Raw genomic sequence first — 13119 nt, 5'->3', positions numbered from 1 at the left:
TCTATCCCCCGCATCTCGAAAATACCATGACCCACGTCGTTTCCGAATCCTGTATCAAGTGCAAGTACACCGACTGTGTGGACGTGTGCCCCGTGGACTGCTTCCGCGAAGGCCCGAACATGCTGGTCATCGACCCCGATGAATGCATCGACTGCGCCGTCTGCATCCCCGAGTGCCCGGCCAACGCCATCTACGCCGAAGAAGACATGCCCGCCGACCAGCTGGCCTTCATCAAGCTCAACGTCGAACTCGCCCGCGCCGAAGGCTGGAAGAGCATCACCAAACGCAAACCCGCCCTGGCCGATGCCGACGACTGGAAAGATGTGATGCCCAAAATCCAGTTGCTGGAGCGTTAATTTGGTATTGCCCGTGCCTCTGGAAACCGGGGCCGTCGTCATCGGCGCGGGCCCGGTTGGGCTGTTCCAGGTGTTCCAGCTCGGCTTGCTGGAAGTGCCCACCCATGTCATCGACGCACTGCCCCATGCGGGCGGCCAATGCATGGAGCTGTACCCCGACAAACCCATCTACGACATCCCAGGCACACCCGCCACCTCCGGGCGGGCGCTGGCAGATTCGCTGCTGCAGCAAATCCAGCCGTTCCAAACGCCCTTCCACCTCGGCCAGCAGGTCAGCCGCATCGAAAAGCAGGCCGATGGCCGTTTTCTGGTGCAGACCGACCAGGGCACGCAGTTTTTGGCACCTGTGGTCATCATCGCCGCCGGTGTGGGCGCATTCCAACCCCGACGCTTGAAGCTGGACGGCATCGAAGCCTTTGAAGGCGGCCAGCTGCGCTACCACGCGGCCCCCGCCACGGTGGCCGGGCAGGACGTGGTGGTGGTCGGTGGCGACGAGGCCGCATTGCACTGCGCGCTAACCCTGGCCGACTTGGATGCCAAAAGCGTCACCCTGTTGCACCGCCGCGATGTACTGCAAGCGCCCATGGCCAATATCGCTGAAATGCAAATGCTGGTGGCGGCCGGGCGCATGCGCTTCATGGTGGGGCAGATTACGGGGTTTGGTGCGGCAGAAGGCCGCTTGGCCAGCCTGGAAGTCAGCGATGTGGACGCAGCGCTACACCAACTGCCAGTCGATGCGCTGAGCGTCTTCCTGGGCCTGTCGCCCAAGCTGGGCCCGGTGGCTGATTGGGGTTTAGCCATGGAACGCAAGCAGTTGCAGGTGGACACGGCCCGGTTTGAAACCAGCGTGCCCGGCATCTTCGCCGTGGGGGACATCAACACCTATCCGGGTAAGCAAAAACTCATCGTCTGCGGCTTCCACGAAGCCACGCTGGCGGCGTACGCGGCGGCACCGCTGGTGTTTCCAGGCAAGAAGATTCCGTTCCAGTACACCACCACCTCCCCCCGGCTGCACCAGTTGCTGGGTGTACCAACACCGTCTTAAAACTTGACGCGGTAGTACACCATTGGCTTGCCCCGGCTGAGGCGCAGTACCACCCGTTCGTTATTGTTGAGCTGCAGGCCCAAGGCCCCACCCAATTCAAACTGGATACCGCGCGCACTGGCCGCACTGAACTGCATCTCCAGCCGGGTGTTGTAGTTAACGGGATTTATGGCTGGATTGGCAACACCTACAGGGTCCTGCCAGGGATTCACGTGCTGCCATACGCCGATGCGGACCCGGCCCTGGCCCTGGTCGGCAGACCGCCAGTGCAACCCCAGATCCAGCCCAGGTGCAGCGTTACGTCCATCCCCCAGCGCGCTCTGGCTAGGTACGGACCAGCCCAACCCCAAGCCCACGCCCGCTTGGGACGTGGGGGCGGACCAGCCGGTCAAACTCATACGGGAATCCATGCGCCCATCGGCCCGCTGCATCGAAGGGATGGTCAGCGTAGCCAGCTCCAGTTGCGCAGCCGACTCGCCCTGCACCTGGGCCCACACCAAGCCATCGCAGCACAGCACAACCAGCGCTACCCAGCAGCGCGGGTACAGCAGCACGTCGGGGCGAAAAGCGATTACAGGCATGGCGGCACACCTTGGTGTAATTACCACTATTGTGCTGCGCCGCCGCGTTTTTACCAGCTTTTTCCCCAACCCACAGCCGTAAAAAAAGCCCGCAAAAAGCGGGCTTATCGGAGGCCTTGGTCAGGCCAGGAATCTTTAAAACTCTTTGACCAGCGAGTAGGTCAGCCCGGCCGTGCCCAACATGTCGATCTGTGCATTCCAGCCCGAACCAAAGCGCCAGCCCGCGGCCGGCACGATGGCGGGCGAGAAGCCTTTGTAGTTCAGCGGCACCTTGTGGTTGTAGGGTGGCTTGTAGCCGTAGAGTACGCCCGCCGACCATTTCAGGTAGACCTTGGGCAGGCTGTCAAACACGTTGTAGTAGGTCTTGCCCAGGTAGGCGTAGCCGCTGTCTTGGCCAAACGAGTTGGTGAACAGCGCCAGACCGTAGAAGCTGTTGTCCACGGTGGATTCGCGTTCCAGGCCCACCAGGTGCACCGGGTGGTGCTCTACGTTGTAGCTGAAATGGGTGGTGTGCGGGCTGAGCTCCAGCCGCCAGCGGTAGGGCACCGCAGGCGCGTCGGCCGGTGCCGAGTCAGGAGCGGTGGCCGTCTGGGCCATGGCGCTGCAGGCCAGACCCAGCAGCGCACAAGCGGCGAGGCGGCGGGGAATCAAAAAAGCATCCATGGGGGTCTTGAAAGAAAAAAGTGGCTGGGAAGGTGCAAGGCCGACATCCATCGCTGGAGCGCACGAACCACGTACCTGGCTGACAAGCATTGTACCGCTACTGTTTTAATAGCTATACGCACAGGTAACGCCTACACCTCAGCCCTATTTTGTATAAATTTGTAAGCCACTGCGTTAGAATTCGGCACTCTGCCAGCGCATCCAAGCCTGGCAGAGTTCCGCTAGGGGTGTTGGGGCTGTAATGGCCCCGACTGAGAAAGTCCCTTTGAACCTGATTGAGGTAATCCTCGCGCAGGGAAGCATGTTCTTCAACGGGCACCGCTGCCTTCTCGGCACAGCGCTGGCCCGTTCGGTTCAAGCCCCCTGCCACTATTTTGCATGGAGCAAATGAATGGCAAATTCACCGTTTTTTCACAATGATGCACTGACACCGATCCCGGACGCAGACCGCGTTTTCGGCTGGTCATCGCACGCCGCCCTGTGGTTCAGCCTGGGCGTGGGCCTGCTGGTGATGCAGATCGGGGCCTACCTGGTGCCGGCCGTGGGCACGCAACAGGCACTGGTGGCCATCGTACTGGGGTCGGTACTGGGCGCAGGCCTGCTGGCCTGGGTGGCGCGCATCGCCTGCGACAGCGGCCTGTCCAGCGCCGGGCTGATGCATGCCACCTTTGGCAGCGGTTTTGCCCGCCTGCCGGTGCTGATGAACATCGTGCAACTGGTGGGTTGGACCACCTTTGAGCTGGTCATCATGCGCGACGGCACCGCAGCCATCGCCAAGCACAGCCTGGGCTGGGACCTGGGCAGTACCCGCGGCGTGCTGCTGACCACGCTGCTGTGGGGCATGGTACTGACCGCCCTGATGGCGGGCTCCATGCTGACCCTGGTGCGCAAGTTTATTGGCCGCTTCGGCCTGCCGCTGGTGGTGCTGTCGCTGCTGTGGCTGAGCTGGCAGTTCGCCCAGAAGCTGCTGGCCGGTGACGCGTTGGCCTTCTGGCACCGCTCTGGCGACGGCAGCATGGGTTTGCTGTCGGCCATGGACCTGGTGATCGCCATGCCGGTGTCGTGGCTGCCCCTGGTGGCCGACTACGCCCGCCATGGGCGCAATGGCAAATCCGCCATGAGCGGCACCTGGCTGGGCTACGCACTGGCCAACATCTGGTGCTACGCACTGGGTGTGGTGGTGGTGACGGTGGCCGCACCGGGCACCGACCTGGTCACCGCGCTGCTGATCGCCCAAGGCGGTTTGCTGGCGCTGGGGCTGATTTTGTTCGACGAAATCGACAATGCCTATGGCGACGTGTACTCGGGTTCGGTGTCGGCCCACAGCCTGCACCCCAAGCTGAGCATCCGGCGCTGGGGCCTGCTGCTGGCCGCGGCCTGCACGGCGTTGGCGCTGGCGCTGCCCGTCCACAGCCTGGAGCCGTTTTTGCTGTTGCTGAGCTCGGTGTTTGTGCCGCTGTTCGGTGTGATTCTGGGCCGTCTGGGCAGCCATGCCACCGCATCTGTGCAGCGCCTGGTGGAACCGATGGCCGCCGGGCTGTGGCTGGCGGGTATTGCGCTGTACCACCTGCTGGCCACCTACGCACCACAGTTTGGCGCGGCCCTGCCCACGCTGGCCGTAGTGTTCATCGCCGCCTGGCTAAGCCGCCCGCTACGGATTACCTACGCACTACAAAAATAATAGCTACTAGCGTAGGTAGAAACTACGCTAGAGGCCTATTTCTCATAAATTTCTAGTTGCGGACAATCCCCATGGGCAAGGGCGCAAAGCCGTGGTTCAACGGCCCCTGGCCGTGCCCGGTGCGCACATCGGCACCGCTGGTGATAGCCCCCAGGATGTAGGCACGCGCCAGCCCCACCGCCTCGCGCAAAGCATGGCCTTGTGCCAGATAGACGGCAATCGCCGACGACAGCGTGCAGCCGGTGCCGTGCCCGTTGTGGGTGGCGATGCGCACCGACTCCCAGCGCTGGCGCACACCATTCGCCAGGCCCAGCACATCGACCACCGCGCTACCCGGCAGATGCCCGCCTTTGACCAATACCGCCTGCGCGCCCAGCGCCAACAAGTCGGCCACGGCGGGCTCCAAGGCAGCTTGGTCGTCCACGCTGCGGCCCAGCAGCAAGCTGGCCTCGTCCAGGTTGGGCGTGACCACGGTGGCGCGGGGAAACAGCTGGCCTACCAGCACCTGCACCGTCTCCTGGGCCATCAGCCGGTCGCCGCTGGTGGCGACCATCACCGGGTCGAGCACCACTTTTTTCAACTGGTAGTGGTCGATAGCCCAGGCCACCACCTCCACCATTTCAGGGGAGTGCAGCATGCCGATCTTCACTGCGTCGGCACCGATGTCGTCCAACACGGCCTGCAGCTGGGCTTTCAAAAACGCGGGGGGCACGGGATGGATGGCGGTGACACCCCGGGTGTTTTGCGCCGTCAGCGCGGCCAAGGCGGTCATGCCGTAGCAGCCCAGGGCGCTGAAGGTTTTCAAATCGGCCTGGATGCCCGCGCCGCCGCCACTGTCGGACCCGGCGATGGAGAGCAGACGCAGGTAGCGCGGATAGCTTGGTGGGTTGGTCATGGGGAAATTATCGGCGAGCGAATGTGATGTAATTCACGCCACGGATGAAACAGGGGTGTCTGGCGGATGAAGCTGGACTGAGAAAAACCCTCATACCCGATCCAGGTAATACTGGCGTGGGAAGATTTCTATCAACGACCCAGCCTCGTTTCGTCCTGTTTTACCTACGGACGACTCCTTGGCAACACCTCTTACTACCACCATCCTCGGCGCAGGCCTGATGGGCCGCTTGCTGGCCCTGGCCTTGGTGCGCGCGGGCCACACGGTGCAGGTGTTTGAAGCCGGTGGGCCAGAGGCCGAGGGCGCAGCCGCACGCGTAGCCGCCGCCATGCTGGCCCCGCTGGCCGAGTCGGCCATCACCGAAACACAAGTGGTGCAAATGGGCCAGTACGGCCTGCTGCGCTGGCCAGAGCTGATCGCACAACTCGACGCACCCGTGTTCTTCCAGCAAAACGGCACTTTGATCTTGTGGCACCGACAAGACGCGGCCGAGGCCACGCGCTTCGGCCACCAGTTGACCGCCACGCGCCAGGCATTGCCCAGCCTGCCTGCCCCGCAGGCCCTGGATGCCACCGCCATCGCCGATTTGGAGCCCAGCATCGGCACCCGCTTCGCCCAGGGCCTGTACCTTCCAGATGAAGGCCAGTTGGACAACCGCCAACTGCTGGCTGCGCTGCTGTTGCAGTTGCAAAAGCACGGTGTCAACATGCACTGGCACAGCCCACGGCAACCTGAAGATTGCCAGGCAGATTGGGTGTTTGACTGCCGGGGCCTGGGCGCACGTGGCCAATGGCCCGGCTTGCGCGCGGTGCGTGGCGAGGTGCTGCGCCTGCACGCGCCAGGGGTGGACCTGCGCCGCCCGGTACGCCTGGTGCACCCGCGCTATCCGCTGTACATCGCACCCAAAGAAAACAACGTGTTCGTGGTGGGCGCCACCGAAATCGAGTCCGACGATATGTCGCCCATAAGCGTGCGCTCCAGCCTGGAGCTGCTCAGTGCCGCCTACAGCGTGCACCCCGGCTTTGGCGAGGCGCGCATTCTGGAGTCCAACACCCAGTGCCGCCCCACTCTGCCCAACAACCTGCCCGCCATCCGCCAACTCAGCGCTCAGGCCCCGCGCGTGCTGCAAATCAACGGCCTGTACCGGCACGGTTTCTTGATCGCCCCGGCGATGCTGGACGCAGTGCTGGAATTAGTAGAAAAAGGGCAGTCAGCGCTTGCCGTGCAATGGAATCTTGCTATAGAAACTGTATGAACGTCCTGATCAACAACCTCCCCTACACCCTGCCCTTGGGCGCCACGCTGGCCGACGCGGTGGCGCTGCTGCAGGCCCAGCCACCCTTTGCCGCCGCCGTCAATAAAAGCTTTGTTCCGCGCGCGCTGTACCCGCAGACCGCACTCCAGGATGCTGACCGCATCGAAATCATCCACCCCGTCACCGGCGGCTGAAACATGACACCTGATCCCCTTATCCTTTACGGCGAAAGCTTCGCCAGCCGCCTGCTGCTGGGCACCTCGCGCTATCCTTCCCCTAGCATCCTGGGCAGCGCCATCGCGCGCGCGCAGCCCGCCATGCTGACCGCGTCGCTGCGCCGCCAGAACCTGGGCCAAGCCGATTCCGGTGCCAATGGTTTCTGGGAGCTGCTGCGCCAGACCGGCGTGCCCGTGCTGCCCAACACCGCCGGTTGCCACGGCCTGCAGGAAGCCATCACCACCGCCCACATGGCCCGCGAGGTGTTCGACACGCCGTGGATCAAGCTGGAACTGATTGGCGACGACTACACCCTGCAGCCCGACACGCTGAACCTGGTGGAAGCCGCCAGCCGCCTGATCCAGGACGGCTTCAAAGTACTGCCCTACTGCACCGAAGACCTGGTGCTGTGCCAGCGCCTGGTCGATGTGGGCTGCCAAGCGGTAATGCCCTGGGCCGCGCCCATCGGCACCGGCAAGGGCCCCATCAACCCCTACGCCATGCAGGTGCTGCGCGAGCGCTTGAGCGTGCCGCTGCTGGTCGATGCCGGGCTAGGCCGCCCCTCGCACGCCTGCCAGGTGATGGAATGGGGCTATGACGCGGTGCTGCTGAACACGGCGGTGGCTCTGGCCCAAGACCCGGTGCGGATGGCCGGTGCGTTTGCCGATGCCGTGCAGGCCGGGCGCAACGCATTTTTGGGCGGCGCAATGCTGGAGCAGCAAGCCGCCCAGCCCAGCACCCCGGTACTCGGCACGCCGTTTTGGCACCACGCGCAGGAATAAACACCATGCCCCACGACATCCTCACGCGCTATGCCGACATGGCGCTGCCGGCCACAGACGAAGCGCTCCGCATCAGCGCCTGCCTGCAACTCGGCTTCATCCCCGCCGATGCCGCCTGCATCGCCCAGGCCTGGCAGGCGCAGATTGCACGCACCGGCAACACCACCGACTGGCCCGATGCCCCGCAAGATTTCGGCCTGCGCCCCTGGCCGCGCCAAGATGCCTTCCCGTGCTGCCCGCAGCAGCTCGGCCTGTACGCCGTGCTGCCAGATGCCGCCTGGGTGGGCCGCATGGTGCGGGCCGGTGTACCCACCGTGCAATTGCGCTTCAAATCGGACGATGCGCAAGCCATCGCCCAAGAAGTCGCCGCCGCCGTGGCTGCGGTGCAGGGCACGTCCGCCCGGCTCTTCATCAACGACCACTGGCAAGCCGCCATCCAGGCCGGGGCCTACGGCGTGCACCTGGGCCAGGAAGACCTGGACGTGCTGCAGCCGGTAGATCTGGATGCCATCCGCACCGCAGGCCTGCGCCTGGGCGTCAGCACCCACGGCTACGCCGAGATGCAGCGCGCTGACCGCGTCAGCCCCAGCTACATCGCGCTGGGTGCCGTTTTCCCTACCACGCTCAAACGCATGGCCACCGCCCCGCAAGGCACAGCGCGGCTGGCCGCCTACGCCCGGCTGTTGCGCGGCTACCCGCTGGTCGCCATCGGCGGCATCGATACCGAACGGCTACCCGAGGTGCTGGCCAGCGGCGTGGGCTCGATTGGCGTGGTGCGGGCACTGACGGCAGCGGCTGATCCCGAGCTAGCAGCCGCCGAACTGGGCGCTACCATCCAGAAGTTTTTGACTACAGCGCAGAAACGGTGAATTCCCACGCTATAATTTGAGGCTGCAATATTCCTCGATAGCTCAGTTGGTAGAGCGCCGGACTGTTAATCCGTAGGTCCCTGGTTCGAGCCCAGGTCGAGGAGCCAAAATTTCAAAATGGGCTTACGCCAACCCGTAGGCCCTTTTTATTTCAGTTAAAAGTATTTGTATTCCTCGATAGCTCAGTTGGTAGAGCGCCGGACTGTTAATCCGTAGGTCCCTGGTTCGAGCCCAGGTCGAGGAGCCACTGAATTCCAGTATGAAAAAAGCACTTACCCATCTAGGTTAAGTGCTTTTTTTATGTCCAATCACCTCCCGCAGTAAATGCAATTACCGAAAGCACACATGTTTGACCAAAGCGGCCAGTGGATTCCCCTTAAGACTTATGACGACTTCGACAATGGCCTGGGCGAGCTGATCGACCTGTGGTCCAGCCTGGATAAGGCCGCCACCCAGCAGCGCAAGCAAGCCGCCCTCGCCCATTACAAAGCCGACCTGGAAGCCGCCACGCTCCAGTGGGCCGACAACAAAGCCAAGTCCAAGAAATACGCCGCCATTGCGCAAGAGCTGGCCGAGTTTGAAGAAGTGCTGGTGAACGGCGCAGGCCCTGAGGCCTGACGAGCCAACCCGGACGCTCCATGGTCGGGCAATAGCCCAACCAATAGCCCACTAAAACAACAAAACCCGCCGAAGCGGGTTTGTGAGCAGGTCTATGCGATCAACCCAAGGGATCAGGCCTGCTTGCGCTTGCGCACAGCCACCAGCCCGGCAAGGCCCAGTCCCAAGAGAGCGAGAGAACTTGGCTCTGGCACAGCATTGGGGGTGGTCAGGTTAAGAACCGAATTCGTCAACCCAACGCCCCAGCCTGCGCTCAACGCATCGATATCAATCCGCAGCATCAATCCGGTGGCGATATCGTCGAAAAAGTTGCTCGCAAGTGTAAAACTGGTATTGGAGAACGCATCGTTTGCGCCAGTAAGCTTGCCCAACTGCACCCACTGGCCTCCCTTCGAATTGGCATCGTAGGCATAGATGTTGTCAATTTCACCAGGGTCCACGTCATGTGCGCCAATGGTCAAGATGGCCGAGGTAAACAAGCCGCCATAGGCGGCCTGCCTCCAGCTCCAATCCTGGGATGCAAATCGGGTGTAGGGAGCGTTGTTTATTTGGCTGGTGACGGGGCCAAAGTAGGTAGTGGGCGTGGTGACGTAACCCACCGGAGTCGCCTGCGCCGCGCCAAAATGGCCTAACACCGCACCCAGAATAACGGCCGAGAGAATTTTTGAAGAAATAGTCATATTTTTTAAGAAAAAGGCTACGGTAGTAACCAGGGTAAGTAGATGAACAAATTTTCACATTTAGTACAAATTGTTACCGTAATTTATTTGGCAAATCGCGCAACTTGATGAACCCCTGTATCTTCTTTACCAATGTCCGCTGGGGTGCTAGTACTCACCTGTGCAGAGGACTCAGGTCTTCACGCCATTTGCCAGGATGTTTGTGCAACGCATCGCTCTCGAAACCTTCGATCATTTCGCCAAAGACCTGAGGCAGCGCCGGTTTGCACCGGACTGGTATCTTCTGGCCATGCCCATCCACTCCTACGAACCCCGCCTTGGCCACGGCCTGCCGCACGATCCGTTCAACGCCATCGTCGGGCCGCGGCCCATCGGCTGGATTGCCTCACACAGCGCAGCCGGGTCTTTGAACCTAGCTCCGTACAGCTTTTTCAACGCCTTTAATTACACGCCGCCCATCATTGGCTTTGCCAGCGTGGGCTACAAGGACACGGTGCGCAACATCGAAGCCACCGGCGAATTTGTGTGGAACCTGGCGACGCGCACGCTGGCTGAGGCCATGAACCAGACCTGCGCCGCCGTGCCGCCCGAGGTGAGCGAATTCGGGCTGGCGGGGCTGACCCCGGTGGCATCACAACTGGTGGCGGTGCCTCGGGTGCTGGAGAGCCCGGTGGCGTTCGAGTGCCGCACCACGCAAATTCTGCAATTGCAAGGCGCGAACGGCGAGAAGGTGCCGACCTGGCTGGTGCTGGGCGAGGTGGTGGCGGTGCACATCGATACCGTGCTGCTGAAAGACGGCGTGTACGACACGGCCCGCGCCGGGCACATTCTGCGCGGTGGCGGGCCTGCGGATTACTTCCATATCAGGCCAGAGCAGCTATTCCAGATGCGCCGCCCGGTTTAAGAAAAACAGGCTTCTAGCGCTTATTCCGCCTGCATTCGACCATCAAAATGCATAGCAAAGCAGCACCTGCAATGCACACCGGTATTTTTCCTACAAAGCTTATCCAAACTGTCTGACAGCGGGCGGGCGCTCGGCAATCATCACTCCACACAACTTTTGGAGACCTGTATGAGCCGCCCCTACCCTGCCACGGCCGATGACATCGGCAGCTTCCGTGCAGACCCCGGCCTGCCCCCCACGGCCAGCCCCGCCAGTGCCGTGTCCTGGGGAGCGATCCTGGCGGGCACCGCCGCCGCCGCCGCCTTGTCGCTGATCTTGCTGATGCTGGGCGTGGGCTTGGGCCTGTCGTCGGTATCGCCCTGGGCCCGTGACGGGGTCAGCGCCACCACCTTTGGCACCTCCACCGTGGTGTGGATTACGGTGACCCAACTGGCGGCTTCGGCGTTTGGCGGCTACTTGGCCGGGCGGCTGCGGCACCGCTGGGCGAACACCCACACCGACGAGGTGTACTTTCGCGACACCGCGCATGGATTTCTGGCCTGGGCCATTGCCTCGCTGGTAACGGTGACGCTGCTGGCCTCGGCCGTGGGCTCCATCCTCAGCGGAGGTGCACAGGTGGTGGGTACAGCGGCCACCGCAGGTGCGCAACTGGTGGCCAAAACCGATAGCGCAGACACCTCCATGGGCTATTTTGTCGACACCTTGTTCCGCAAAGAAAGCAAGGATGGTGAGGTGGCTCAGGCAGAACCCGTCTCGGCAGCCCCGTTGGTCGAGGTAGGCCGTATTTTTGCCAGCAACCTGCAATCTGCCACCCTGCCCCCAGCCGATGCGCGCTACGTGGGCCAACTGGTAGCACAGCGCACGGGCTTGCCGCAGGCGGATGCCGAAAAGCGCGTCAACACCGTCTATGCCCAGATGCAGGCCCAGCTGCAAACCGCCAAGGCCACCGCGCTGGAGGCCGTGGAAAAAAGCCGCAAGCTGTCGGCCTACGCCGCCTTGTGGCTGTTCATTGCGCTGCTGATGGGTGCCTTTGTGGCCAGCTGGGTCGCCACCTATGGCGGCCGCCAGCGCGACCTTTAAATCCTTGCGTTACCCCTGATTCCTTTTCACTTTTTTGGAGAACAGCATGCGTTCACTGCTTTTGTACCTGATCGGTATCCCCATTCCCATCATCATTTTGATTGCCTTGTTTGTGCGCTAGGCACATCCAGCAAGCATGAAAAAGCAGGCCGCGTGCCTGCTTTTTTGTTGCACTGCGCTCAACCCGGTGCCAGCTGCCGATAGACCTCGTGGGCCACGCGCGTCAGCTCGGGTTTGGCGATGCTGCCTGACAAGGCGTAGCCAAAGCTTTTATCCACCCAATAGAAGACATTGACCTTACCGTCTTGGCCGAACTGGAAGGCGGTTGCGGGCTGGTTTGGCCCCGTGGGGACTTCGTGGGTGAGGTACAAGGTCAGCCGTTGGCCGCCGGCATCGGCGTACATAAATTGCGCCACCGGGCCGCTGTCGCCAGGCAGCAAGCGCCCGCCCAGCAGCGCGTAGCCGATGGGCTGCAGGCTGGGCACAGTAACGGTGGCCCCCAGGCGTTTGGACAGCCAGGCCACCAGGTGCTGCTCCTGGTCGGCGCTTACTTCTACCGGGTGCCGCACCTCGGGACTGTAGACCACATGGGCCACGGCAGCCCGCAGCGCAAAGCCGGTCAGCGCGGGCTCTGCCCCCAGGGGAGCCAAGGCCACGGTCTGGTCAACATGCCCGCGCACAAACCAGGCCGATGCGGCGCTGACCACGGCAATCGCTACGCCCGCGGCCAGGCGTTGACCGTACCAGGGTGACCTGGGCAGCGCCGTCTGCACCAGGCGCGGCGGCAGGGTTTCCGCCAGCACTGGGGCAAACAGGGCGCGCAGGCTCCGGGTTTGGGCGCGGTAGGCGTTGATGCGCAGGGCCTCGTCGGGGTGCTGGGTCAGGTAGATCTGCATGTCGGCCTGGCGCTCGGGGGCGAGCTGGCCGTCGGCGTAGGCGTGCAAATCGGCTTCAGTGATGGGGGGGTGGACGGGGCTCATTTGACAACTTTCAGGTGCACCGGCTCGGCGCGGCCTTCCATCAGGGCACGCAGGCGCTCGCGGCCACGCGACAGGCGCGACATCACCGTGCCGATAGGGATGCCCAGCGTGCTGGCGATGTCGGCATAGGCCATGTCTTCCAGCGCCACCAGCAGCAAGACTTCTTTTTGCTCGTGCGACAGCAAGGCCAGGGCGGCCTGCAGGTCCAGCACGTCCAGGCGCTCGCTGTGGCTGGCCGCAACGGGAATTTCGGGAGTGGCATCGTCCAGCTCTACGGTGGCCAGCCGGGGGCGGCGCTGGCCGTCTGCGTGCAAGTTATGCATGACGCCGAACAGCCAGGCGCGCATATCGACCACACCGCGCCACAGACTGGATTTGGCCCAAGCGCGCTCCAAGGTGTCTTGCACCAGGTCGTCGGCATCCTCGCGGTTGCGCACCAAAGCCCGCGCGTAGCGGCGCAGGCGCGGCACGGCGCTGAGGAGTTGCAGGTCGTCCTGGGGCATAGGCGTGCTTG

The 13119-nt window shown here is 62.9% G+C and carries 16 protein-coding genes, 2 tRNA genes and 2 riboswitches; of the genes, 12 read left to right on the top strand and 6 right to left on the bottom strand.

Annotated elements, in window-relative coordinates; all coding sequences use genetic code 11:
* Nucleotides 1-26: 26 nt before the first annotated feature.
* Together fdxA and Q0T48_RS20510 are read left to right on the top strand one after the other, a co-directional pair.
* Nucleotides 27-356: a ferredoxin FdxA gene (gene fdxA / locus Q0T48_RS20515; protein ID WP_295960468.1), complete on the top strand. Its 330-nt coding sequence runs from the start codon at nucleotides 27-29 to the stop codon at nucleotides 354-356.
* Between the two features lie 13 nt (nucleotides 357-369).
* Complete coding sequence (locus Q0T48_RS20510) at nucleotides 370-1401, top strand: NAD(P)/FAD-dependent oxidoreductase (RefSeq protein WP_295960466.1); 1032 nt, start codon at nucleotides 370-372, stop codon at nucleotides 1399-1401.
* On the opposite strand, the gene Q0T48_RS20505 is transcribed toward Q0T48_RS20510, so the two are convergent.
* Together Q0T48_RS20505 and Q0T48_RS20500 are read right to left on the bottom strand one after the other, a co-directional pair.
* Complete coding sequence (locus tag Q0T48_RS20505) at nucleotides 1398-1982, bottom strand: hypothetical protein (RefSeq protein WP_295960462.1); 585 nt, start codon at nucleotides 1980-1982, stop codon at nucleotides 1398-1400. The genes Q0T48_RS20510 and Q0T48_RS20505 overlap by 4 nt on opposite strands.
* Nucleotides 1983-2117: 135 nt before the next feature.
* Nucleotides 2118-2645 (bottom strand): ABC transporter ATP-binding protein, encoded by a 528-nt coding sequence (locus tag Q0T48_RS20500; protein WP_295960460.1) that lies wholly within the window; start codon nucleotides 2643-2645, stop codon nucleotides 2118-2120.
* Nucleotides 2646-2858: 213 nt separating this feature from the next.
* Nucleotides 2859-2960, top strand: a riboswitch (TPP riboswitch).
* Nucleotides 2961-3036: 76 nt separating this feature from the next.
* On the opposite strand from Q0T48_RS20500, the gene Q0T48_RS20495 reads away from it, so the two are divergent.
* Nucleotides 3037-4326 (top strand): cytosine permease, encoded by a 1290-nt coding sequence (locus tag Q0T48_RS20495; RefSeq protein WP_295960457.1) that lies wholly within the window; start codon nucleotides 3037-3039, stop codon nucleotides 4324-4326.
* A 52-nt stretch (nucleotides 4327-4378) separates the two neighbouring features.
* Here the strand turns inward: Q0T48_RS20495 and thiD are convergent, their stop codons facing one another.
* Nucleotides 4379-5221 carry a bifunctional hydroxymethylpyrimidine kinase/phosphomethylpyrimidine kinase gene (gene thiD, locus Q0T48_RS20490; RefSeq protein ID WP_295960454.1) on the bottom strand — a complete coding sequence of 281 codons (843 nt, stop codon included), beginning with the start codon at nucleotides 5219-5221 and terminating at the stop codon, nucleotides 4379-4381.
* A gap of 41 nt (nucleotides 5222-5262) precedes the next feature.
* A riboswitch (TPP riboswitch) is annotated at nucleotides 5263-5361 on the top strand.
* A 38-nt stretch (nucleotides 5362-5399) separates the two neighbouring features.
* Here thiD and thiO point away from each other — a divergent pair.
* The 7 genes from thiO (at nucleotide 5400) to Q0T48_RS20455 (ending at nucleotide 8961) form a co-directional block, all read left to right on the top strand.
* A complete protein-coding gene (thiO, locus tag Q0T48_RS20485; RefSeq protein WP_295960451.1) occupies nucleotides 5400-6476 on the top strand; it encodes a glycine oxidase ThiO in 1077 nt (358 codons plus the stop codon).
* Nucleotides 6473-6670 (top strand): sulfur carrier protein ThiS, encoded by a 198-nt coding sequence (thiS, locus tag Q0T48_RS20480; RefSeq protein WP_295960448.1) that lies wholly within the window; start codon nucleotides 6473-6475, stop codon nucleotides 6668-6670. Before thiO ends, thiS begins: the two co-directional genes overlap by 4 nt.
* 3 nt (nucleotides 6671-6673) lie before the next feature.
* Complete coding sequence (locus Q0T48_RS20475) at nucleotides 6674-7474, top strand: thiazole synthase (protein WP_295960444.1); 801 nt, start codon at nucleotides 6674-6676, stop codon at nucleotides 7472-7474.
* Nucleotides 7475-7512: 38 nt separating this feature from the next.
* Nucleotides 7513-8343, top strand: a complete 831-nt coding sequence (gene thiE, locus Q0T48_RS20470) for a thiamine phosphate synthase (RefSeq protein WP_295960528.1) — start codon at nucleotides 7513-7515, stop codon at nucleotides 8341-8343.
* A 31-nt stretch (nucleotides 8344-8374) separates the two neighbouring features.
* A tRNA-Asn gene (locus tag Q0T48_RS20465) sits at nucleotides 8375-8450 on the top strand.
* Nucleotides 8451-8514: 64 nt separating this feature from the next.
* Nucleotides 8515-8590, top strand: a tRNA-Asn gene (locus Q0T48_RS20460).
* A gap of 98 nt (nucleotides 8591-8688) precedes the next feature.
* The gene (locus Q0T48_RS20455; RefSeq protein ID WP_295960442.1) at nucleotides 8689-8961 is read left to right on the top strand and encodes a hypothetical protein; all 273 of its coding nucleotides are present in this window, start codon (nucleotides 8689-8691) and stop codon (nucleotides 8959-8961) included.
* 113 nt (nucleotides 8962-9074) lie between these two features.
* Here Q0T48_RS20455 and Q0T48_RS20450 read toward each other — a convergent pair whose 3' ends face one another.
* A complete protein-coding gene (locus tag Q0T48_RS20450) occupies nucleotides 9075-9641 on the bottom strand; it encodes a PEP-CTERM sorting domain-containing protein (protein ID WP_295960439.1) in 567 nt (188 codons plus the stop codon).
* 289 nt (nucleotides 9642-9930) lie between these two features.
* Between Q0T48_RS20450 and Q0T48_RS20445 the strand changes: the two genes are divergently transcribed.
* Complete coding sequence (locus Q0T48_RS20445) at nucleotides 9931-10545, top strand: flavin reductase family protein (RefSeq protein ID WP_295960525.1); 615 nt, start codon at nucleotides 9931-9933, stop codon at nucleotides 10543-10545.
* A gap of 168 nt (nucleotides 10546-10713) precedes the next feature.
* Nucleotides 10714-11625, top strand: coding sequence for a hypothetical protein (locus Q0T48_RS20440; RefSeq protein WP_295960436.1), 912 nt, complete (start codon nucleotides 10714-10716; stop codon nucleotides 11623-11625).
* A 179-nt stretch (nucleotides 11626-11804) separates the two neighbouring features.
* On the opposite strand, the gene Q0T48_RS20435 is transcribed toward Q0T48_RS20440, so the two are convergent.
* Complete coding sequence (locus Q0T48_RS20435; protein ID WP_295960433.1) at nucleotides 11805-12605, bottom strand: anti-sigma factor; 801 nt, start codon at nucleotides 12603-12605, stop codon at nucleotides 11805-11807.
* Nucleotides 12602-13108, bottom strand: a complete 507-nt coding sequence (locus tag Q0T48_RS20430; RefSeq protein WP_295960431.1) for a sigma-70 family RNA polymerase sigma factor — start codon at nucleotides 13106-13108, stop codon at nucleotides 12602-12604. Before Q0T48_RS20430 ends, Q0T48_RS20435 begins: the two co-directional genes overlap by 4 nt.
* Nucleotides 13109-13119 lie beyond the last annotated feature (11 nt).

Source organism: Rhodoferax sp. (assembly GCF_025354435.1).
Lineage (GTDB): Bacteria > Pseudomonadota > Gammaproteobacteria > Burkholderiales > Burkholderiaceae_C > Rhodoferax_B.
This window is presented reverse-complemented; position numbering and strand designations above follow the sequence as displayed.

Bases quoted from the DNA above. Each gene is read 5' to 3' on its own strand.
- fdxA (WP_295960468.1), top strand. From the start codon at position 27: ATGACCCACGTCGTTTCCGAATCCTGTATCAAGTGCAAGTACACCGAC.
- Q0T48_RS20505 (WP_295960462.1), bottom strand. From the start codon at position 1,982: ATGCCTGTAATCGCTTTTCGCCCCGACGTGCTGCTGTACCCGCGCTGC.
- Q0T48_RS20500 (WP_295960460.1), bottom strand. From the start codon at position 2,645: ATGGATGCTTTTTTGATTCCCCGCCGCCTCGCCGCTTGTGCGCTGCTG.
- Q0T48_RS20495 (WP_295960457.1), top strand. From the start codon at position 3,037: ATGGCAAATTCACCGTTTTTTCACAATGATGCACTGACACCGATCCCG.
- thiD (WP_295960454.1), bottom strand. From the start codon at position 5,221: ATGACCAACCCACCAAGCTATCCGCGCTACCTGCGTCTGCTCTCCATC.
- thiS (WP_295960448.1), top strand. From the start codon at position 6,473: ATGAACGTCCTGATCAACAACCTCCCCTACACCCTGCCCTTGGGCGCC.
- Q0T48_RS20475 (WP_295960444.1), top strand. From the start codon at position 6,674: ATGACACCTGATCCCCTTATCCTTTACGGCGAAAGCTTCGCCAGCCGC.
- thiE (WP_295960528.1), top strand. From the start codon at position 7,513: ATGGCGCTGCCGGCCACAGACGAAGCGCTCCGCATCAGCGCCTGCCTG.
- Q0T48_RS20455 (WP_295960442.1), top strand. From the start codon at position 8,689: ATGTTTGACCAAAGCGGCCAGTGGATTCCCCTTAAGACTTATGACGAC.
- Q0T48_RS20450 (WP_295960439.1), bottom strand. From the start codon at position 9,641: ATGACTATTTCTTCAAAAATTCTCTCGGCCGTTATTCTGGGTGCGGTG.
- Q0T48_RS20445 (WP_295960525.1), top strand. From the start codon at position 9,931: ATGCCCATCCACTCCTACGAACCCCGCCTTGGCCACGGCCTGCCGCAC.
- Q0T48_RS20440 (WP_295960436.1), top strand. From the start codon at position 10,714: ATGAGCCGCCCCTACCCTGCCACGGCCGATGACATCGGCAGCTTCCGT.
- Q0T48_RS20435 (WP_295960433.1), bottom strand. From the start codon at position 12,605: ATGAGCCCCGTCCACCCCCCCATCACTGAAGCCGATTTGCACGCCTAC.
- Q0T48_RS20430 (WP_295960431.1), bottom strand. From the start codon at position 13,108: ATGCCCCAGGACGACCTGCAACTCCTCAGCGCCGTGCCGCGCCTGCGC.